Annotated in this window: 20 protein-coding genes; 13 read left to right on the top strand and 7 right to left on the bottom strand. The window is 71.6% G+C overall.

The features are described 5' to 3' along the window. Positions 1-92 precede the first annotated feature (92 nt). Both ACFWBY_RS02480 and ACFWBY_RS02485 read left to right on the top strand, forming a co-directional pair. Positions 93-830 (top strand): response regulator transcription factor, encoded by a 738-nt coding sequence (locus ACFWBY_RS02480; RefSeq protein WP_385330394.1) that lies wholly within the window; start codon positions 93-95, stop codon positions 828-830. Next, positions 827-2269, top strand: a complete 1443-nt coding sequence (locus ACFWBY_RS02485; RefSeq protein WP_385330391.1) for a sensor histidine kinase — start codon at positions 827-829, stop codon at positions 2267-2269. The genes ACFWBY_RS02480 and ACFWBY_RS02485 overlap by 4 nt, the downstream gene beginning before the upstream one ends. On the opposite strand, the gene ACFWBY_RS02490 is transcribed toward ACFWBY_RS02485, so the two are convergent. Beyond that, positions 2249-3160, bottom strand: a complete 912-nt coding sequence (locus tag ACFWBY_RS02490; RefSeq protein WP_385330388.1) for a phosphatidylinositol-specific phospholipase C — start codon at positions 3158-3160, stop codon at positions 2249-2251. The two genes, ACFWBY_RS02485 and ACFWBY_RS02490, sit on opposite strands and share 21 nt — an antisense overlap. Positions 3161-3235: 75 nt before the next feature. Further along, entirely contained in the window at positions 3236-3805 is a 570-nt protein-coding gene (locus ACFWBY_RS02495) for a TetR/AcrR family transcriptional regulator (RefSeq protein WP_385330385.1), read from the bottom strand. Positions 3806-4012: 207 nt separating this feature from the next. Between ACFWBY_RS02495 and ACFWBY_RS02500 the strand changes: the two genes are divergently transcribed. Next, a complete protein-coding gene (locus ACFWBY_RS02500) occupies positions 4013-4807 on the top strand; it encodes an alpha/beta fold hydrolase (RefSeq protein ID WP_385330382.1) in 795 nt (264 codons plus the stop codon). A 52-nt stretch (positions 4808-4859) separates the two neighbouring features. On the opposite strand, the gene ACFWBY_RS02505 is transcribed toward ACFWBY_RS02500, so the two are convergent. Beyond that, positions 4860-6683, bottom strand: a complete 1824-nt coding sequence (locus ACFWBY_RS02505; protein ID WP_385330379.1) for a bifunctional metallophosphatase/5'-nucleotidase — start codon at positions 6681-6683, stop codon at positions 4860-4862. A gap of 192 nt (positions 6684-6875) precedes the next feature. Between ACFWBY_RS02505 and mshD the strand changes: the two genes are divergently transcribed. The 7 genes from mshD (at position 6876) to pstB (ending at position 15947) form a co-directional block, all read left to right on the top strand. Next, entirely contained in the window at positions 6876-7808 is a 933-nt protein-coding gene (mshD, locus tag ACFWBY_RS02510; protein WP_385330376.1) for a mycothiol synthase, read from the top strand. A 422-nt stretch (positions 7809-8230) separates the two neighbouring features. Continuing rightward, entirely contained in the window at positions 8231-10504 is a 2274-nt protein-coding gene (locus ACFWBY_RS02515) for an RNA degradosome polyphosphate kinase (RefSeq protein ID WP_385330373.1), read from the top strand. 4 nt (positions 10505-10508) lie between these two features. After that, on the top strand, positions 10509-11453 hold the full coding sequence (locus ACFWBY_RS02520) for a CHAD domain-containing protein (RefSeq protein WP_385330855.1): 945 nt from the start codon (positions 10509-10511) through the stop codon (positions 11451-11453). Between the two features lie 346 nt (positions 11454-11799). Then, positions 11800-12936 (top strand): phosphate ABC transporter substrate-binding protein PstS, encoded by a 1137-nt coding sequence (pstS, locus tag ACFWBY_RS02525; protein ID WP_385330370.1) that lies wholly within the window; start codon positions 11800-11802, stop codon positions 12934-12936. Positions 12937-13069: 133 nt separating this feature from the next. Next, a complete protein-coding gene (pstC, locus tag ACFWBY_RS02530) occupies positions 13070-14059 on the top strand; it encodes a phosphate ABC transporter permease subunit PstC (RefSeq protein ID WP_385330367.1) in 990 nt (329 codons plus the stop codon). Continuing rightward, a complete protein-coding gene (gene pstA / locus ACFWBY_RS02535; RefSeq protein WP_385330364.1) occupies positions 14059-15141 on the top strand; it encodes a phosphate ABC transporter permease PstA in 1083 nt (360 codons plus the stop codon). Before pstC ends, pstA begins: the two co-directional genes overlap by 1 nt. Before the next feature lie 29 nt (positions 15142-15170). After that, positions 15171-15947, top strand: a complete 777-nt coding sequence (pstB, locus tag ACFWBY_RS02540) for a phosphate ABC transporter ATP-binding protein PstB (RefSeq protein ID WP_385330361.1) — start codon at positions 15171-15173, stop codon at positions 15945-15947. Positions 15948-16074: 127 nt separating this feature from the next. On the opposite strand, the gene ACFWBY_RS02545 is transcribed toward pstB, so the two are convergent. Further along, on the bottom strand, positions 16075-17076 hold the full coding sequence (locus ACFWBY_RS02545) for an anion permease (protein WP_385330358.1): 1002 nt from the start codon (positions 17074-17076) through the stop codon (positions 16075-16077). Positions 17077-17081: 5 nt separating this feature from the next. Further along, complete coding sequence (locus tag ACFWBY_RS02550) at positions 17082-17702, bottom strand: DUF47 domain-containing protein (protein ID WP_214952272.1); 621 nt, start codon at positions 17700-17702, stop codon at positions 17082-17084. Positions 17703-17897: 195 nt separating this feature from the next. On the opposite strand from ACFWBY_RS02550, the gene ACFWBY_RS02555 reads away from it, so the two are divergent. After that, positions 17898-18242 (top strand): metal-sensitive transcriptional regulator, encoded by a 345-nt coding sequence (locus tag ACFWBY_RS02555; protein WP_385330353.1) that lies wholly within the window; start codon positions 17898-17900, stop codon positions 18240-18242. A gap of 88 nt (positions 18243-18330) precedes the next feature. Here ACFWBY_RS02555 and ACFWBY_RS02560 read toward each other — a convergent pair whose 3' ends face one another. Further along, positions 18331-18486: a hypothetical protein gene (locus ACFWBY_RS02560; RefSeq protein ID WP_214952274.1), complete on the bottom strand. Its 156-nt coding sequence runs from the start codon at positions 18484-18486 to the stop codon at positions 18331-18333. 166 nt (positions 18487-18652) lie between these two features. Then, positions 18653-19489, bottom strand: coding sequence for a hypothetical protein (locus ACFWBY_RS02565; protein WP_385330349.1), 837 nt, complete (start codon positions 19487-19489; stop codon positions 18653-18655). Between the two features lie 245 nt (positions 19490-19734). On the opposite strand from ACFWBY_RS02565, the gene ACFWBY_RS02570 reads away from it, so the two are divergent. Together ACFWBY_RS02570 and ACFWBY_RS02575 are read left to right on the top strand one after the other, a co-directional pair. Next, positions 19735-19956, top strand: coding sequence for a hypothetical protein (locus tag ACFWBY_RS02570; protein ID WP_385330346.1), 222 nt, complete (start codon positions 19735-19737; stop codon positions 19954-19956). 121 nt (positions 19957-20077) lie between these two features. Then, positions 20078-20332, top strand: a complete 255-nt coding sequence (locus ACFWBY_RS02575; RefSeq protein ID WP_385330343.1) for a hypothetical protein — start codon at positions 20078-20080, stop codon at positions 20330-20332. The last annotated feature ends 124 nt before the right edge of the window (positions 20333-20456 follow it).

Consider the following 20456-nt stretch of genomic DNA (forward strand, 5'->3'; position numbering starts at 1 on the left):
CACCGGGTCGGCACACCTTCCCGGGCACCGGACTAGGCCGGGCCGCCCGTGCGAGCCTGGTAGAAGACCACCACCACCCTGGGGGACCCCACATGAGCGCCGAAGGCGACCAGCAGCGCATCCTCGTCGTCGACGACGAACCGGCCGTACGCGAGGCCCTGCGCCGCAGCCTGGCCTTCGAGGGGTACGGCGTGCAGACCGCCGTCGACGGGCTCGACGCCCTCGACAAGGCGGCCTCGTACGCGCCGGACCTGATCATCCTGGACATCCAGATGCCCCGGATGGACGGTCTGACGGCGGCTCGCAGGCTGCGCGCCTCCGGCAGCACCACTCCGGTCCTCATGCTCACCGCCCGCGACACCGTCGGCGACCGCGTCACCGGACTCGACGCCGGCGCCGACGACTACCTGGTCAAGCCGTTCGAGCTGGACGAGCTCTTCGCACGCGTCCGCGCGCTGCTGCGCCGCAGCTCCTACGCCGCCCCCTCCGACCGGGGCGGCCACCCCGAGGACACCGACGCCCTGACCTTCGGCGACCTGCGCATGGACCTCGCCACCCGCGAGGTCACCCGCGCGGGGCGCCCGGTGGAGCTGACCCGGACGGAGTTCACCCTGCTGGAGATGTTCCTCGCGCACCCGCGCCAGGTCCTGACCCGCGAGCAGATCCTCAAGACCGTGTGGGGCTTCGACTTCGAGCCGAGCTCCAACTCCCTGGACGTGTACGTGATGTACCTGCGCCGCAAGACCGAGGCCGGGGGCGAACCCCGTGTGGTGCACACCGTGCGCGGGGTGGGTTACGTACTGCGCGCCGGCGAGAGCGGACCCGAGTGAACCCGGTCGCCGGATTCCGCGCCCTCCCCCTGCGCTCTCGCCTCGCGCTGCTGGTCACGGTCGCGGTGGCGGTGGCCGTCACGGCCGTCGCCAGTGTGAGCTGGTTCATGGTCCGCACCCAGCTGAACGACCAGCTGAACAGTTCGCTGCGCTCCACCAACGCCGGGGCCCAGGCGAACCAGACGCTGAAGCGGATCCGCTGCCAGGAGGAGGTGCCCGGCCCCTTCGAGAACAACCTGAGCGCCCAGGTGCAGATCGTGCTGCCGACGGGCGGGCGCTGCTGGGTCGACGGAAAGAACACCCTGCCGGTCACCGACTACGACCTCCAGGTGGCCAAGAGACAGCGCGGGGCGATCCTGTACGACGGGAAGACCACGGACGGCACCGCCGTGCGCATCTACACCCAGCCCGTGGAGCTGACCTCCGGGCCGGACGTACAGAACGCGGCGATCTCGGTGGCCAAGCCCCTCTCCGACATCGACGAGCCGCTGTCCACCCTGGCCTGGGTCCTCCTCTTCGTCTGCGGCGTCGGTGTCCTCGGCGCCGGAGCCGCCGGCCTGTGGGTGGCCCGTACGGGGCTGCGCCCGGTCGACGAACTGACCGGCGCCGTCGAGCACATCGCCCGCACCGAGGACCTGACCGTGCGGATCCCCGACGAGGGCGACGACGAGATCGCCCGCCTGTCGCGCTCCTTCAACTCGATGACGGCCGCGCTCGCCTCCTCGCAGGAGCGCCAGGCCCAGCTGATCGCGGACGCCGGCCACGAGCTGCGCACCCCGCTCACCTCGCTGCGCACCAATGTCGAACTGCTCGCGCGCAGCGAGCAGACCGGCCGGGCCATCCCGCCCGAGGACCGCAGGGAACTGCTGGCGTCGGTCAAGGCCCAGATGACGGAACTGGCCTCGCTGATCGGCGACCTGCAGGAGCTGTCCCGCCCGGACGCGGCCTCGCCCGGCCCCCTCGGCGTGGTGGCCCTCCACGAGATCACGGGCGCCGCGCTGTCCCGGGCCCGGCTGCGCGGTCCGGAGCTGGAGTTCACCTCGGACCTGGCGCCCTGGTACGTACGCGGCGAGGCGGCGGCCCTGGAGCGCGCCGTGGTCAACGTCCTCGACAACGCGGTGAAGTTCAGCCCGCCGGGCGGCGCCGTCACCGTCTCGCTGCGGGCGGGCGAGCTGACCGTACGGGACCACGGGCCCGGCATCCCCGCCGACGACCTCCCGCACGTCTTCGAGAGGTTCTGGCGCTCCCCCTCGGCCCGCGCCCTCCCCGGCAGCGGCCTCGGCCTGTCGATCGTGGCCCGTACGGTGCTGCGCGCGGGCGGCACGGCCGAACTGCGGGCGCCGGCCGGCGGCGGCCCGGGCGCGGAGGCGGTGCTCCGCATCCCCGGCGCGCCGACGCCACCGCCCCCGGCGCAGCCGTCAGTTGTGCCGGATGAGTGAGGCGACGAGGCCGGAGCGGGTGTTGGGGAAGTCCATCGGGACGATCCCGAGCCCGGTGCGGCCGGCCGGCTCCGAGCCGTCGACGAAGGCGTGCACCTGCGGGTTGAGCCGGTCGGAGTTCCAGCGGGGCGGCAGGGCCGCGGACGTGCTGGTGTAGTTCATGAAGAACCTGCCGGGCTGGGCGACGGCCTTGCGGAAGTGGTTCTCGATCTTCCCGCGCTTGGCGAAGGGCTCGGCCATGTAATCGTCCTGGATGTCGAAGACGTTGCCGTCGCCGTAGCGCAGGCCGCCGGGCAGGCCGCCGTTGTCGGGGAGCAGGAGCACCTTCCCGCGGGCCTGCCCGAGGGTGGGAAGCGCGTCGGCGATCTTGAACAGCGGACGCCAGCCCCGGTTGTCGAGGTAGTCGTCGAAGACGGCGCGGAAAGTGGCGTCGCCCTCCTCGGAGTACTCCTGCTTGAGCCGCATCAGGACGGTCTCGGAGGGGTGTGCGGCGAGGAAGTTCCAGCAGGCGGCGAGGACGTCGCCGAACATGAGGTTCTGGAAGAACGCGCCGTGGTGGATGGCGAAGGATCCGCCGGTCACCCGGCAGCGGACGTCGAGGAAGCGGATCCCGGAGTCGAGCTGCTCGGCGATGGAGGTGTTCTGGCAGGCGACGTAGAGGCCGCCCTGGCGGGCGCCGGAGTCGTGGGTGCCGGGGATGGTCATCCGCTGCAGGGCGGTGGAGTCGGCGAGCCCGGCCATCCAGTCGCGGGTCGACAGCGCCTGTGCGGACGCCGTCGCGGCCCCCGCCCCCCAGGCCACACCGGCCCCGACGGCCGCTGCTCCGGCGAGGAATCCCCGCCGCCCCAGCCCCGCGCCGCGCCCCGCACCCGTACCCGTGTCCACGCCCATGCCCGCCCCTTTGCCGACCCGTTGGTGGCGGGATTATGGCGCGCGGAGCCCGGCATTACTACCCATGGGTAGGCTTCAGCTTTCGAGCAACTCCGCCAGGGCGCGCAGTCCTTGGGCGATCTCCCTGCCGTCGGGCGCGTGCTCCGGGTCGGTCAGGCACTGCACCATCACGCCGGTGAGCAGTGCGAGGTGCACCGACCCGAGGGACCGTACGTCCTCCTCCGCGACCGCGTCCTCGGGCACCCCCCGCAGGTGCGCGGCCACCATGCGCCGGCTCTGACGCTGGCCCTCGGCCAGGATCGCGAGCAGCTCCGGCGAGGACTGCGCGTGCACGAAGGCCTCGACGGAGGCGGTCCACAGCCAGCGCGTGTCGGCGAAGTCGCGGATCTTGCGGTCCCAGGTGGCGGCGTAGCGCTCCCGCGCCGTGTCGCCCGGCCCCGCCAGCCGGCCGGAACCGGCGGCCCACTCGTCCATGGCCGCGAACAGCGCCTGGTTGAGCAGCGCGTCACGCGAGCCGAAGTGGTAGCCGATCGCGGCCATGCTCACGTTCGACGCCGTCGCGATGTCGCGCACGGTGGTCCGCAGGTAGCCCTTCTCCTCCAGGCAGCGCCGGGCTCCGGCCAGCAGGTCCTCGCGATTTCCCATGTCCGGATCGTATCCGCGCCCCGGTGCGGGCGAGGGATGCGGGCGAGGGACGGGCAGTGGTGGAGCGGGCGGGCCGTGCGCAGCCTTTTGGGCAAGCGCCCTACACAAACGTATTGCGCGGTTGCCCAACCGGTGGCAGGCTGATGACCGGCCCACCGACCGCACCGACGACCGCACTCACGACCGCACCCAGGGGAGAGCACCGCCATGCGCCACGAGCTGAAGATCGACGACCGCACCCTGTCCTACCTGGACTTCGGCGGCCCCGGCCGCCCGCTCCTCGCCCTCCACGGCGGCCTCTCCGAGGGCGCGCACTTCATCGGCCTGGCCACCGCCCTCGGCGACGCGTGGCGGGTCGTCGCCCCCGACCAGCGCGGCCACGGCGACTCCGACCCCGCCCCCGAGTACGGCCGCGAGGGCTACGTCCGCGACGCCGCCGCCCTCCTGGAACACCTCGCCCCCGGCGGCCCGGTGCCCGTCCTCGGCTTCTCCCTCGGCGGGATCAACGCCTACCACCTCGCCGCCGCCCGGCCCGACCTGGTCGGCGCCCTGGTCAACGTCGACGCCCCCGTGGAATCCCCGCCCCAGGCCCTCGCGAGCCCGGGCCCGTGGGACTTCCTGCACGGCCTGCCGTACACCGCGCCCACCCGCGAGGAGCTGCTCGCCGCCCTCGGCCCCACGCTGGGCCCCGCCTACGCCCAGAGCCTGCGCCCGCTGCCCGGCGGGCACGGCTGGCGCCTCCCCTTCGACCCGCAGGCCACCCTGGCCACCCTCGCCGCGGGCGAAGGCTCGCGCTGGGACGTCTGGCTCGCCAGCGACTGCCCGGCTCTCCTCATCCACGGGCTGCGCAGCGAGGTCCTCCCCCGGGAGCAGGCCGAGGCGATGGTCGCCCGCCGCCCCGGGACCTCGTACGCCGCCCTCGACACCGAGCACTTCGTGCCCTCCCAGGACCCGGAGGGCTTCGCCCGGGCGGTCCGCGCCTTCCTGACCACCCTCGTGTGAACGCCGAAGGGGCGGCGGGCCGATGGCCCGCCGCCCCCAGGGGAAAAGGGTGTTACTTGACGACCGTGATCCGGTCCGCCGCCGGCGGCGCCAGCGGCGCGGCCGCCGAGGAGTGCGCGGTCAGGTAGGCGTTGAAGCAGTCCAGGTCGGACGCGCCGACCAGCTTGTTCTTGTGCTCCTTCAGCACGGTGAAGCCGTCACCGCCGCCCGCGAGGAACTCGTTCATCGCGACCCGGTAGGTCTTGGCGGGGTCGATCGCCGCACCGTTCAGCTTCACCGAGTCCACGACGATGCGCTCGGCGCCCGCCTTGGTGGTGTCCAGGGTGTAGGTCAGGCCCTTGGAGATCTGCAGGATCTTCGGGCTCGGGCCGTTGACCGGACCGCTGACCTGCTGCTGGAGCGCGGTGACCAACTGGGCGCCGGTCAGGTCGACGACGTTCATCATGTTGGTGAACGGCTGGACCGTGTACGACTCCCCGTAGGTCACCACACCGTCGCCCTCGGCGCCCGCCGCCTTGAAGGCCAGGTCGGCGCGGATGCCGCCCGGGTTCATGATGGCGATCTGCGCGCCGCCCTTCGCGGCCGGGGCCAGCGCCTCCAGCTGCGCGTCGGCGATCACGTCGCCGAGCGGCTTCTCGTACTCGGCCGAGCCGCGGCCCGGGATGTCCCCGGAGATGTAGCCCATCGGACGGCTCGCGATCGGCGCGGCCAGCGCGTTCCAGCGCTGGATCAGCGCCGTCAGGTCCGGGGCCTTGGGCTGGTCCCGGTTGACGACCTTCTGGACCGGCTTCGGCGAGCGGACCGGCGTACGGACGATGTCCTTGGTCTTGCGGTCGTACGTGAGGGTGGTGTCCGTGAACAGCCGGCCGTAGGAGGCGGCCGAGGTGACCGTGCGCGGGTTGCCCGCGGGGTCGGGGATGTTGCAGGCGTACGCCTGGTGCGTGTGGCCGGTGACCAGGGCGTCGACCTTCGGCGAGACGTTCTTCGCGATGTCGACGATGGCACCGGAGACGCCGGCGCCGGCGCCGGGCACGTCACAGTCGTAGTTGTACGCGCCGCTCGCGGGCAGGCCGCCCTCGTGGACCAGGGCCACGATCGACTTCACGCCCTGCTTGTTCAGCTGCTCGGCGTACTTGTTGATCGTCTCGACCTCGTCGCCGAAGCTGAGGCCCTTGACGCCCTCGGCGGTCACGACGTCGGGAGTGCCCTCCAGGGTGACGCCGATGAAGCCGATCTTCACGTCCCCCTTCTTCCACACGAAGGTGGGGCTCATCATCGGACGCTTCGTCTTGTCCTCGACGACGTTCGCCGCGAGGTACTTGAAGTCCGCGCCCTCGAAGGTCTTGCCGTACTCGAAGCAGCCCTCGACCTCGTGGCAGCCGCCGTACTGCATGCGGCGCAGCTCGGCCTTGCCCTCGTCGAACTCGTGGTTGCCGACGCTGCTGACGTCCAGCCCGAGGTCGTTGAGCGCCTCGACGGTCGGCTCGTCGTGGAACAGGCCGGACACCATCGGACTGGCGCCGATCATGTCGCCGGCCGCCGCGGTGACGGAGTACGGGTGGCCCTTGCGGGCCTCGCGCAGGCCGGTCGCCAGGTACTCGACCCCGCCCGCGGGTATGGCTTTGGTGGTGCCGTCGGCCTGACGCTCGCTCACGGTGCCCGAGGAGCCCTGCGGGGGCTCCAGCGTGCCGTGCAGGTCGTTGAACGACAGCATCTGTACGTCGACGGTGCGGCCGTGGTCCCGGCCGCCACCGCCACCACTCGCGGCTCCGGCCGGAAGGGCGGCGGCGACCACCGCACCGGCCGCCGTCGTGACGGCGAGGGCGGTGAGGGTCAACCGGCGGGCTCGGCGGTGCCGTTGTGGCGTCGCTGACATTTAGTCCCCTTTGCGGACAGCGATACATCTTGGGAGGTCTGCCGAAGCCTAGAGTCAACGCGCGTAGCGCGACAGGGGGTACCGGGTATCGAGCTGGTTACACGCGAGCGACCGGAGCCCGTCGCGGCCGCTCGCGCGATGCCGCCGCGCCCGTACCCGGACAGGCCCCCGCCGTGGTCGTAGGCTCGACCCATGACTGACGACGCAGCAGCGGCCCTGGAGCCGGGACGCCGGATCGAGACCCTCGACGAACTGACGCAGGAACAGGCCGACTCCGTCCTCGCCCTGATCGGCGAAGCGGCCCGCAGCGACGGCACCACCGCCGTGTCCGAGCAGGGCCGCCTCCAGCTGCGCGGCGGCCCGCGCGAGGGGATCCGCCACTTCCTGCTCACCGAGAAGGGCCGCCTCGCCGGATACGGTCAACTGGAGGACACCGACCCGGTGGAGGCCCCCGCCGCCGAACTCGTCGTACACCCCTCGATGCGCGGGCGCGGACACGGCCGGGCGCTGGGCAGCGCCCTGCTGGCCGCCTCCGGCAAGCGGATCCGGGTGTGGGCGCACGGCGGCAAGTCCGCGGCCCGCCACCTCGCGCAGGTCCTCGGCCTGACCCTGTTCCGCGAACTGCGCCAGCTGCGCCGCCCGCTCGGCGCGGACTCCGCCCCGCTGCCCGAGCCGGTCCTGCCGCCCGGCGTCACCGTACGGACCTTCGTGCCCGGCGCCGACGACACCGCCTGGCTGGCCGCCAACGCCGCCGCGTTCGCCCACCACCCCGAGCAGGGCTCGCTCACCCAGCGGGACCTCGACGACCGCCTCGCGCAGCCCTGGTTCGACGCCAAGGGCTTCTTCCTCGCCGAGCGCGACGGCGAACTCGTCGGCTTCCACTGGACGAAGGTGCACGCCGAACAGCGACTCGGCGAGGTCTACGTCGTCGGCGTCCGCCCCGGAGCCCAGGGCGGCGGCCTCGGCAAGGCCCTCACCGCGATCGGCCTGCGCCACCTGGCGGAGAGCGGCCTGCCCACCGCCATGCTCTACGTGGACGCCGACAACCCGGCGGCCCTCGCCGTCTACGAGGGCCTCGGCTTCACCACCCACGAGATCGACCTGATGTACCGCACGGAAAGCTGACGCCCCCGGCCGAATCCAGCCCGCCGGCGTCTGGGGAGCGCAGCCCGGGGCAGCACCCCGGCCGAATCCGCCCGCCGGCGTCTGAGGCGCGGGAGCCGGGGCGCAGCACCCCGGCCGATTCCAGCCCCGCCGGCGTCCGAGGCGCGGGGACCCGGGGACAGCGCCCCCGCGACGGCGTCGCACCGGCCCGGCGCCCCCCGCGCCGGGCCCGGCCCCCGCGCCCCGCCCGACGGATCCGCCCCCGCCCGGGACGGATCGCCCCGCCCGGGACGGATCGTGCACCAGCCACATCCGGGAAGCCACACGCCATTCACCGGGCATTAACGCCCGCTCGCGAAGCTGATCGCATGCAGCCCCGCCTCCGATTGACCGCCGACACTTCCGACGCGCCGGTCCTGCCCCGTGCGCGGAAGAATGGAGTCATGAGCCACAAGCCCGGCGCCGGCCCCACCGAGGTCCCCGCGCAGCAGCCGTCCCACGCGTCCGCGGCGTCCGCGGAAGCCGTCGCCTCGCGCGCCGCCAGCGGTGCGCACGCTCGCCTCGGCTCCATAGCGGCCCACCGCCCTCACGTCGATCTGGAACCGGACATCGACGCGGACCTGGACGCCTACGAGGACGGGGACGCCGGGGAACTGCCCGCGGGCCGCTTCCTCGACCGGGAGCGCAGCTGGCTCGCCTTCAACGAGCGGGTGCTCGAGCTCGCCGAGGATCCGGCCACCCCGCTCCTGGAGCGGGCGAACTTCCTGGCGATCTTCGCGAGCAACCTCGACGAGTTCTTCATGGTCCGCGTCGCCGGCCTCAAGCGCCGCATCGCGACCGGCGTCGCCACCCGTTCGGCCTCAGGCCTCCAGCCCCGCGAGGTCCTCGACCTGATCTGGACCCGCTCGCGCGAGCTCATGGCCCGCCACGCCGCCTGCTTCCAGCAGGACATCTCCCCCCAGCTCGCCGAGGAGGGCGTCCACCTCATCCGGTGGCCCGACCTCACCGAGAAGGAGCAGGCTCGACTCTTCACCCTGTTCCGCAACCAGATCTTCCCCGTGCTCACCCCGCTGGCCGTGGACCCCGCGCACCCGTTCCCGTACATCTCCGGGCTGTCCCTGAACCTGGCCGTGGTCGTGCGCAATCCCGTGAGCGGCCACCGCCACTTCGCCCGCGTCAAGGTCCCGCCGCTCCTCTCCCGCTTCCTGGAGGCCTCCCCGCAGCGCTACGTCCCGCTGGAGGACGTCATCGCCGCGCACCTGGAGGAGCTGTTCCCCGGCATGGAGGTGCTCGCGCACCACATGTTCCGCGTGACGCGCAACGAGGACCTGGAGGTCGAGGAGGACGACGCCGAGAACCTCCTCCAGGCCCTGGAGAAGGAGCTCATGCGGCGCCGCTTCGGCCCGCCGGTGCGCTTGGAGGTCGAAGAGTCCATCGACCCCGGCGTCCTGGACCTCCTCGTACAGGAGCTGAAGGTCAACCCCTCCGAGGTGTACCCGCTGCCCGGTCCCCTGGACCTGACCGCGCTCTTCGGGATCGCCTCGCTGGACCGGCCCGAGCTGAAGTTCCCGAAGTTCGTCGCCGGCACGCACCGCGACCTCGCCGAGGTCGAGTCCGCGTCCGCGCCGGACATCTTCGCCGCGCTGCGCGAACGGGACGTGCTGCTGCACCACCCCTACGACTCCTTCTCCACCTCCGTACAGGCCTTCCTGGAGCAGGCCGCCGCGGACCCGGACGTCCTGGCGATCAAGCAGACGCTGTACCGGACCTCCGGCGACTCCCCGATCGTGGACGCCCTGATCGACGCCGCGGAATCCGGCAAGCAGGTCCTCGTACTCGTCGAGATCAAGGCCCGCTTCGACGAGCAGGCCAACATCAAGTGGGCGCGCAAGCTGGAGGAGTCCGGCTGCCACGTCGTCTACGGCCTCGTGGGCCTGAAGACCCACTGCAAGCTGTCGCTCGTCGTCCGCCAGGAGGGCGACACGCTGCGCCGCTACTCCCACGTCGGCACCGGCAACTACCACCCCAAGACGGCACGGCTCTACGAGGACCTCGGCCTGCTCACCGCCGACTCCCAGGTCGGCGCGGACCTCTCCGACCTCTTCAACCGGCTGTCCGGCTACTCGCGCCGCGAGACCTACCGCCGGCTGCTGGTCGCCCCGCGCTCGCTGCGCGACGGCCTGATCTCCCGGATCGACAAGGAGGCCGCCCACCACAGGGCCGGCCGCCCCGCGTACGTGCGCCTGAAGATGAACTCGATCGTCGACGAGGCGCTCATCGACTCCCTCTACCGGGCCTCGCAGGCGGGCGTGCCCATCGACATCTGGGTCCGCGGCATCTGCGCGATCCGCCCCGGAGTCACCGGGCTCTCGGACAACATCCGGGTCCGCTCGATCCTCGGCCGCTTCCTGGAGCACTCCCGGGTCTTCGCCTTCGGCAACGGCGGCGAACCCGAGGTGTACATCGGCAGCGCCGACATGATGCACCGCAACCTCGACCGCCGTATCGAGGCACTGGTCAGGGTCGCCGACCCCGCCCACCGCGCCGCACTGGACCGACTGCTGGAAACCGGGATGTCCGACGCCACCTCCTCCTGGCACCTGGGCCCGGACGGCGAATGGACCCGGCACAGCACGGACGGCGAGGGCCAGCCGCTGCGGCACGTACAGGAAATGCTCATAGACGCCCGGAGGCGCCGGCGTGCAGCCAAACCATGACCTGATGGCGGGCGACGTACTCGGTACGTACCTGCGCGCGCAGGCCACCGCCTTCCTGCGCGCGCTGCGCCTGCACGACGAGGGCGCCCCCGCCGGGCCCGCCGGAGGCGGCGAGGCGGCGCGCGCCCTGCGGGGGGCCGCGCGCCGGATCTCCGCCTCGCTGGCCACCTTCCGCCCGGTCGCCGACTCCTCCTGGGCGGACTCGCTGCGCACCGAGCTGCTCTGGCTCTCCTCGACGCTGGCCGACGAGCACGCGTACGCCGCCCGGCTGGCCCGGCTGATGGACGCCCTGCACCGGCTCACCGGAACCCCCGAACCCCCGGCCCCGGCCCCGCGCGCCGGCGCCGGCTCCTTGGCCGTGGGTTCGGCGCGCGCGGGCGCCCTGCTGGAGCGCCAGCTGACCCTCTCGCGCACCCGGGCCCACTCGGCGACCCTCCACGCGCTGGGCTCCTCCCGCTTCCACGCGGTCGCCGACGCGGTGGCGGTACTGGCCTCCGAGGTCCCGCTGGAGCCGATCGCGGCCCGGGGCCCGGCGGGCGACGTCCTGAGCCCGCTGGCGGCGGTGGCCGAATCCCGCCTGTCCACGGCCGTGGCCTCGCTCCCGTCCCCGCGCCCCTCCCACCCGTACAACGCGGACCACGACGGACCGTGGAACGAGGTGCGCCGCCTCCTGCGGGTCCACCGCTACGCACGCGAGGCGCTGGGCGAGGACGTCGCCCGGCTGGCCGCCGCGGGCGAGGCCCTGGACCGCCACCGGGACGCCGCCGAGGCCGCCGCCGCCTCGTCCACGGCTGCCCGCACCCCGCGCATCGCACCCGCCACGGCCTACGCCCTGGGCGTCCTGCACGCGGACCAGCGCCACGAGGTCGAAGCCTCCCGCGCCACGTTCCACCACATCTGGAGACTGGCCGATTCCCACCCGGCCGCACCCCGCCCCGCCGGCGTGTGAGGCGACCCTCCCGCCCCTCCGGCGTTTGAGGTGCGGGGGCCCGGGGGCAGGCCCCCGGCGACGGCCCCGCACCGACGGCGGCGGCTGTCACGCGACGGTAACGGCGGGATAACGGAAGATGACGCCCACCGCGCGCCCCGCGGCACCTCACCACCCCGCCCGCCACGGTTCACCATCCGTTCACTTACCCCGGTCGGCCGCTTCACCTGATCTGCCTAACTTCATAGACGCAAGGGCGAGTCGCCGCCGAGGCGAGCGGCTCCTCCGGGCAACCGACGTAGTCCTCTTCGCACGCCGCCCCGATGACCGAAAGCGGCCGGCGGCTTCTGGAAGGAAACACCCGAAAGTGAAGCTTCAGCGCAAGACCCGGCTCCGCGCCTCCGCCCTCGGGGCCCTCGTCGTGTCCGGTGCCCTGGTCCTCACGGCGTGCGGCTCGGACGACAACACGAAGACCGACGGGACCGCCTCCGGCAAGCCGTCCGCCGCCCCGAGCGACATCAAGTGCGAGGGCGCCAAGGGCAAGCTCCTCGCCTCCGGCTCCTCCGCGCAGAAGAACGCGGTCGACCTGTGGATCAAGAACTACATGGCGGCCTGCTCCGGCGTCGAGGTGAACTACAAGTCGTCCTCCTCCGGTGAGGGCATCGTCGCCTTCAACCAGGGCACCGTCGGCTTCGCCGGTTCGGACTCCGCGCTGAAGCCCGACGCCGTCGAGGAGTCGAAGAAGATCTGCACCGGCGGCCAGGGCATCGACCTGCCGATGGTCGGCGGCCCGATCGCCCTCGGCTTCAACGTCGCCGGCGTGGACAAGCTGACCCTCGACGCCACCACGATCGCCAACATCTTCAACGACAAGATCAAGAAGTGGGACGACGAGGCGATCAAGAAGCTGAACCCCGGCGTCACGCTCCCCTCCACCGCGATCCAGGCGTTCCACCGCTCCGAGGACTCGGGCACCACCGAGAACCTGGGCAAGTACCTCAAGGCCGCCGCTCCCGAGGCCTGGACGTACGAGGCCGCGAAGAAGTGGCCGGCCCCCGGTGGCCAGGCCGCCTCCGGCTCCTCCGGTGTCGCCTCCCAGGTCAAGGCCGTCGACGGCGCGATCGGCTACTTCGAGCTCTCCTACGCCTCCTCGCAGAGCATCAAGACCGTGGACGTGAACACGGGCGCCGCCACTGCGGTGAAGGCCACCGGCGAGAACGCCTCCAAGGCCATCGCCGCCGCCAAGATCTCCGGCACCGGCTCCGACCTGGCGCTCAAGCTCGACTACGCCACCAAGGCCGAGGGCGCCTACCCGATCGTCCTGGTGACCTACGAGGTCGTCTGCGACAAGGGCAACAAGGCCGAGACGCTCCCGACCGTGAAGTCCTTCCTGAACTACGCCGCGTCCGACGCGGGCCAGAAGGTCCTGGCCGAGAACGGCTACGCCCCGATCCCGGCCGAGATCAACGCCAAGGTCCGCGAAGTCATCGCGACGCTCGGCTGATCCTGACCCCCGGGACCACCGGTCCGCTCCCCCCGTCCGGGGGGCGGACCGGCCCCGGGGACCCTCCCCTCCACCCAGGGGATCCGGTGCACCGCCGCCAGGGGGCCTGCCCCCCATCCAGACCGGAAAGATCATGGCTACCACCACACCCACCCAGATAGACCCGGCTCCGCCGGTCTCCAAGAGCGGAAGGTCCACCGGCCGCGCCGGTGACAAGATCTTCGCCGGCCTCTCCAAGGGATCCGGCATCCTGCTCCTGGTGATCATGGCGTCGATCGCCGTCTTTCTCACCTACCGCGCTTCGATCGCCCTGGCCGACAACGAGGGCAACTTCCTCACCACGTTCGACTGGAACGCGTCGGCCAAGCCCCCCGTCTTCGGCATCGCCGTCCTGCTCTTCGGCACCGTCGTCAGCTCGATCATCGCGATGGCCATCGCGGTTCCGATCGCCGTCGGCATCGCCCTCTTCATCTCGCACTACGCGCCGCGCAAGCTGGCCTCCCCCCTCGCCTACGTGGTCGACCTGCTGGCCGCCGTGCCGTCGATCATCTACGGCATCTGGGGCGCCCTCTTCCTGGTCCCGCAGCTGGCCGGCCTGAACCTGTGGCTCGACGAGTACATGGGCTGGACCTACGTCTTCGACAAGACCCAGGTCGGTGTCGCGCGCTCGCTCTTCACCGTCGGCATCCTGCTCGCGATCATGATCCTCCCGATCGTGACCAGCGTCAGCCGCGAGGTCTTCCTGCAGGTCCCGCGCATGAACGAGGAGGCCGCCCTGGCCCTCGGCGCGACCCGCTGGGAAGTCATCCGCATATCGGTACTGCCCTTCGGCCGCTCCGGAGTGATCTCCGCCTCGATGCTCGGCCTCGGCCGCGCGCTGGGCGAGACCATGGCCGTCGCGACCGTCCTCTCCCCCAGCTTCCTGATCTCCGGCCACATCCTGGACCCGGGCGGCGGCACGTTCGCGCAGAACATCGCCGCGAAGTTCGACGAGGCCAACGAGTTCGGCCGCGACGCCCTGATCGCCTCCGGTCTCGTGCTCTTCCTGCTCACCCTGCTGGTCAACGGCGCCGCCCGGCTGATCATCGCCCGTCGCAAGGACTTCTCGGGGGCGAACGCCTGATGAGCCACGCACTCCAGGACCCGCGCCCCTCTGGGGCCCGCAAGTCCGTCGCCCCCACCAGCCTGACGCAGGGCAGCCTGCCCCGCTGGGCCCCGGCCGCCATCGCGGTCCTCTCGATCGCCCTCGGCTGCGGCATCGGCGCCGTCGCCGGCCTCCACAGCAAGATCCAGTGGGGTCTGCTCGCGGCCATCCTCTTCGTGGTCGTCACGTACACGGCCAGCTCGGTGATCGAGAACCGCCGTCAGGCCAAGGACCGGGTCGCGACCTCCGTGGTCTGGGTCTGCTTCGTCCTCGCCGTCGTCCCACTGCTCTCGCTGCTGTGGACCACCATCAGCCGCGGCATGAAGGTCCTCGACGGGGACTTCCTCGGCCACTCGATGAACGGCGTGACCAGCTTCGAGCCGGGCGGCGGCGTCTACCACGCCCTCCTCGGCACCATCGAGCAGGTCGCCCTGGCCACCGCGATCTCCGCGCCGATCGGCCTGCTGACCGCCGTCTACCTGGTCGAGTACGGCCGGGGCGCGCTGGCCAAGGCCGTGACCTTCTTCGTCGACGTCATGACCGGCATCCCCTCCATCGTCGCGGGTCTGTTCATCCTGACGACCTGGAACCTGATGCTCGGCTTCGGCCCCTCCGGTTTCGCGGGCTCCATGGCGCTGTCGATCCTGATGATGCCCGTCGTGGTCCGCTCCACCGAGGAGATGCTCAAGCTCGTCCCGAACGAGCTGCGCGAGGCCGCCCTGGCCCTCGGCGTGCCGAAGTGGCGCATGATCCTGAAGGTCGTGCTCCCGACCGCCATCGGCGGGATCTCGACCGGTGTCATGCTGGCAGTGGCCCGCATCGCCGGTGAGACCGCTCCGATCATGCTGCTGGTCTTCGGCTCCCAGCTGATCAACAACAACCCCTTCGAAGGTGCCCAGTCCTCGCTCCCCCTGTACATCTGGGAGCAGTACAAGGTCGGCAGTGACGCGTCCTACGACCGGGCATGGGGCGCAGCGCTCGTCCTGATCGCCTTCGTCATGATCCTCAATCTGGTGGCCCGCGGCATCGCCCGCTGGAAGGCCCCGAAGACCGGTCGCTGACGCGACTGTACGAAAGCGAAGTGACCACCATGGCGAAGCGAATCGACGTCAGCGGACTGTCCGCCTTCTACGGCACCCACAAGGCCATCGACGACATCTCGATGACTGTGGAGCCCCGCTCCGTGACCGCCTTCATCGGCCCGTCCGGCTGCGGCAAGTCCACCTTCCTGCGCACTTTGAACCGCATGCACGAGGTCACCCCCGGTGGCCGCGTCGAGGGCAAGGTCCTCCTGGACGACGAGAACCTCTACGGCGCCGGCGTGGACCCGGTCGCGGTCCGCCGCACGGTCGGCATGGTCTTCCAGCGCCCGAACCCCTTCCCCACCATGTCGATCTTCGACAACGTGGCGGCGGGCCTGCGGCTCAACGGATCCTTCCGGAAGTCCGAGCTGTCCGAGATCGTCGAGAAGTCCCTGCAGGGCGCCAACCTGTGGAACGAGGTCAAGGACCGCCTGAACAAGCCCGGTTCCGGACTCTCCGGCGGCCAGCAGCAGCGCCTGTGCATCGCCCGTGCCATCGCGGTCGAACCGCAGGTCCTCCTGATGGACGAGCCCTGCTCGGCCCTCGACCCGATCTCCACCCTTGCCATCGAGGACCTGATCGGCGAGCTCAAGGAGCGCTTCACGATCGTCATCGTGACGCACAACATGCAGCAGGCGGCCCGCGTCTCCGACCGCACCGCCTTCTTCAACCTCTCCGCGGTCGGCCAGCCCGGCAAGCTCATCGAGATCGACGACACGGACCGGATCTTCTCCAACCCGTCCGTCCAGGCGACCGAGGACTACATCTCGGGCCGCTTCGGCTGAGCCGACCGCGGACACCCACGTCCTGCGGTGCTGCATGGCGGTGCCACCGCAAGGCGAAAGGGCCGGCTCCCCCTGGGTGGGGGGAGCCGGCCCGCTTTCGTCCGCCGCCGCTCGGGCGGCCGTACGGCTACTTCACGAAGGCGAGGTTCACGATCCAGAAGCTCAGCGCGGCCACGAGGGCGGCGGCCGGCATGGTGATGAACCAGCCCAAGATGATGTTCTTGGCGACGCCCCAGCGGACCGCGTTCACCCGCTTCGTGGCGCCCACACCCATGATCGCCGAGGTGATCACGTGCGTGGTGGAGATCGGCGCGTGGAAGAGGAACGCCGAACCGAACATGATCGAGGCACCGGTGGTCTCCGCCGCGAAGCCCTGCGGGGGGTCCAGCTCGATGATCTTGCGGCCGAGGGTGCGCATGATGCGCCAGCCGCCCGCGTACGTGCCCAGCGAGAGCATCACGGCACACGCGATCTTGACCCAGACCGGGATCGCGGCGCCCTCGCTCTGCACGTCGGCGATGACCAGGGCCATCATCACGATGCCCATGGTCTTCTGCGCGTCCTGCAGACCGTGGCCGAGGGCCATGCCGGCCGCGGAGACCGTCTGCGCGATGCGGAATCCGCGCTTGGCCTTGTGCGGGTTGGCACGGCGGAACATCCACAGGATGGCGACCATCACCAGGTAACCGACGATGAGGCCGACGACCGGCGAGACGAACATCGGGATGACGACCTTGTCGATCACACCCGACCAGATCACCTCGGTGCCGCCCGCCAGCGCCGCGCCCACCATGCCGCCGAACAGGGCGTGCGAGGAGGACGAGGGCAGGCCGAAGTACCAGGTGACCAGGTTCCACACGATCGCGCCGACCAGCGCCGCGAAGAGGATCCACATGCCCCGGTTCCCGTGGGGCGTCTCGATCAGGCCCTCGCTGACCGTCTTGGCGACCCCGCTGCCGAGGAAGGCGCCGGCGAGGTTCATCACCGCGGCCATCGCGAGCGCGGCGCGCGGGGTCAGCGCACGGGTCGAGACCGAGGTCGCGATCGCGTTCGCCGAGTCGTGGAAACCGTTGGTGTACGTGAAACCGAGCGCGACACCGATGGTCACGATCAGGGCAAAGGTGTCCACGAGGTTCAGGACTCCTTGACCGCGATGGTCTCCACCGTGTTCGCGACGTGCTCGAACGCGTCGGCCGCCTCTTCGAGCACGTCGACGATCTGCTTGAGCTTCAGTACCTCCATGGCGTCGTACTTGCCGTTGAAGAGCTGGGCGAGCAGCTTGCGGTGGATCTGGTCGGCCTGGTTCTCGAGGCGGTTGACCTCGATCCAGTACTCGGTCAGGTTCTCCATGGTGCGCAGGTGCGGCATGGCCTCGGCGGTCAGTTCGGCCGCGCGCGCCAGTACCTCGATCTGCTGCTCGACGCCCTTGGGGAGCTCCTCCACGTTGTAGAGGACGACCAGGTCGACGGCCTCTTCCATGAAGTCCATGATGTCGTCGAGGCAGGACGCCAGGTTGTAGATGTCCTCGCGGTCGAACGGCGTGATGAAGGAAGAGTTGAGCTGGTGGAAGATCGCGTGGGTGGCGTCGTCCCCCGCGTGCTCCGCTGCCCGCATCCGCTCCGCGATCTCGGCTCGGGCGGAGGAGTCCGCTCCGAGCAGTTCCATCAGGAGCTTGGAGCCCGTGACGATGTTGTCCGCGGATGCGGCGAACATGTCGTAGAAGCTCGTCTCCCTGGGGGTCAGACGAAATCGCACGTGAGGTCCTCGGGGTGCATTGGATTCGGTCAGGCTGATGCTAGGCGCATCCCCCGGCCACGGCTAACCGGCGGTTCCCCAGTGTCCTCCATCAGGCAGAGTGAGGAGCAGCGGGCCCCTGTCCTCACGACGAAGGGCCGGTACCCTATACCCATGAGGGGTATGCATCCCTCGATCCGGACCACGGGAGGACGCATGACTGCCATCCAGGCGGAGGGCTCCGGAGCCGAAGCGGGCACCGACACGGCTCCCGGCACGGTGCACGGCTACCACCACCAGAAGGACGAGCACCTCAAGCGGCTGCGGCGGATCGAGGGCCAGATCCGGGGGCTCCAGCGCCTCGTCGACGAGGACGTCTACTGCATCGACATACTCACCCAGGTCTCGGCCAGCACGAAGGCGCTGCAGTCCTTCGCGCTCCAGCTGCTGGAGGAGCACCTGCGGCACTGCGTCGCGGACGCGGCCGTCAAGGGCGGGGGCGAGATCGACGCCAAGGTCGAGGAAGCGACCAAGGCGATCGCCCGGCTGCTGCGCACCTGACCGGCACGGACGGCACCGGACCGGCACGGACGCACCGGACCGGCCGCGGGGCGCCCACCGGCCGCCGCGCACCCGACCGGCGGCGGGGTCAGCCCGACCAGATGCCCATCAGCACCTCGTCGATGCGGTCCTGGCTCAGCCGCTCACCGGCCGCGGCCGACGCCGCGATGATCAGCTCGCCGCACAGCTCGATCTCGGCGAGAGCCACGTTGTCCTGCACCGTCGTACCGCCAGCGGGTGTCACTCGTGTCACCTCTCTCTGCCGTCGTCCGGTCGTCGGCGCTCGGTTTCCCAGCCTAGGGAGCGCACGGGCCGGCGCGCATGACACGGATGGACCATTTCCGGCCCCCCCACACTGGACCGATGGCCGGCCATGGCCCGATCGCGCCGCCCCGCGAGGGCCCGGGCGGCTAGTCGGCGATCTTCCCTGCGTAAATGTCCCCTTCTGCCGGCAATACGACGGCGACCGGAGTTCCGAAGCCGTAGAGCAGCGTGGTGGAGGACACATCGATCACGCCATTGTTGACATAGGTGAAACGGTGCCGGACCTTCCGCAGCCGGCCCTCGGCGTCGAGGTACGCGTCGAACGGCACCGTGCCCTTGCTGAACCCTTTCGCCGCCGCTTCCAGCGCCCCCTTGACCGCCGGCGAGGCGGCCGCCGCGGCCCGCGCGATGTCGGTCGTACCCCGGTAGTGCCGCACCTTGGTCCCGGCCACCTCGGTCTCGCCGACGTAACTCACCTCCTGCGCGCCGCGCAGCAGCTCGGCGGCGGCCATCGGGTCGGTGGCCCCGCCCGTGACGAGGTTCCCGTCGGCGAGGGCCGTCGTGTCGACCCGTACCCACTTGTCGTCGGGGACGCCGGCGCCCCGGTTCTTCATGTAGAGGGCGCCGGGCACCAGCAGTTCGGTGATGGGCCGGTGCTCGGCCTGTCCCCGGGCGTCGTCTGGGAGCATCACCAGGAGCTGGCCCATCCGGTTCTTGAAGTCGACACCGCCCTCGCCCCGGATCGTGACCCGGGTGCCGCCGGTCGCCATCTCCATCGCCGTACGGGCCCGCGCGCTCCCGGTCCTCACCAGCGTGTCGGCGGCTCCGCGAACCACTGCCGCCGGGTCGCCGGCGGGCCGCGCGTCGTCTCCGGCGACCGCGTCGCCGCCGCATCCGCTCAACGCCGCCACCGTGAGAGCCAGGCAGACCGCGAACGCCGCTTCAGCGCGTCCAGGCCCGTGCCTGTGCTGGTGCACCACCATCGCCTGCCAACCCCCAACGCGTGACCGCTGTTTGCCCGAGGCCCACCCGCTCCGCTTAACGAGGTCCGGGGGCTCCCGTCACGGCCCGGACTCCCGCACGAACGGCTCGCCGACGCGCCCCGGCCCCTGAGCCGCCCGTGCGCGCCCCGCACCGCTCGGGGTCAACGGGCCCCACACGGCCCCGTCCCGCAGCAGCGACCGGCACGGGGCGGGCCCCCCGCCGCCCGGCCCGGTACCGTGGTGCCGTGGACCCGCACACCGAAGCGACTCCCGTCCCTCCGCTCGCCGCCCTCCCGTTGCCCCGCGATCCCCTCGGACCGGTGGACCAGGAGCCCGTCGGACACTCCACGAGCACCTCGGAGCGCGGCTCGTTCTCCCTGGCCGCCTGTACCTGCGGCTGGCGCGGACCGGCCCGCCGCTCCCGCGACCTGTCCCGCAAGGACGCCGCCGGGCACGCTCCGGCTTAGGCCGTCCCTTTCGGATCTTGCCGGGCCCGCGACGCCCGGCACCGCACCTGGCCGCGTTGCCGGGTCGCCCGTTCGGACGGCCCGGCTGGCCGACGCGCCCGGGAGCGGATGCCCTTGACTCATGCCCGGACCCGCACCCCGCCTCGCCGCCCTCCTCTGGGCACTTCTCCTCGCGCTCGCCCCGGCCGCCACGGCCTGGGCCGGACCGGTCGGCGCGGCGGACGGACCGGTCGGCACGGCGGACGGACCGGCCGACGTGGCCCTGGCCGTCGGGGCCACCGCCACCGCGGCCTTCGCCACCGGCGTGTGGCTGCGTTCCCGCTACCGTCGCGACGAGGCGCGGGCCGTCGAGGGCGCGGACGGCGGCGATCCGTGACCCCGCGCTCCCGCCCGGCGGCGGTGCGACTGTGCTTCGGGGGCGCCGTGCTGTGCCTGCTCGTGGCCGTGGCGCTGTCCGCATGGGACTTCTACGCCGTCGGCTGACGGTCCGGCACGCTCCG

Origin of the sequence: Streptomyces sp. NPDC060049 (genome assembly GCF_042736715.1) — a bacterium.
Lineage (GTDB): Bacteria > Actinomycetota > Actinomycetes > Streptomycetales > Streptomycetaceae > Streptomyces.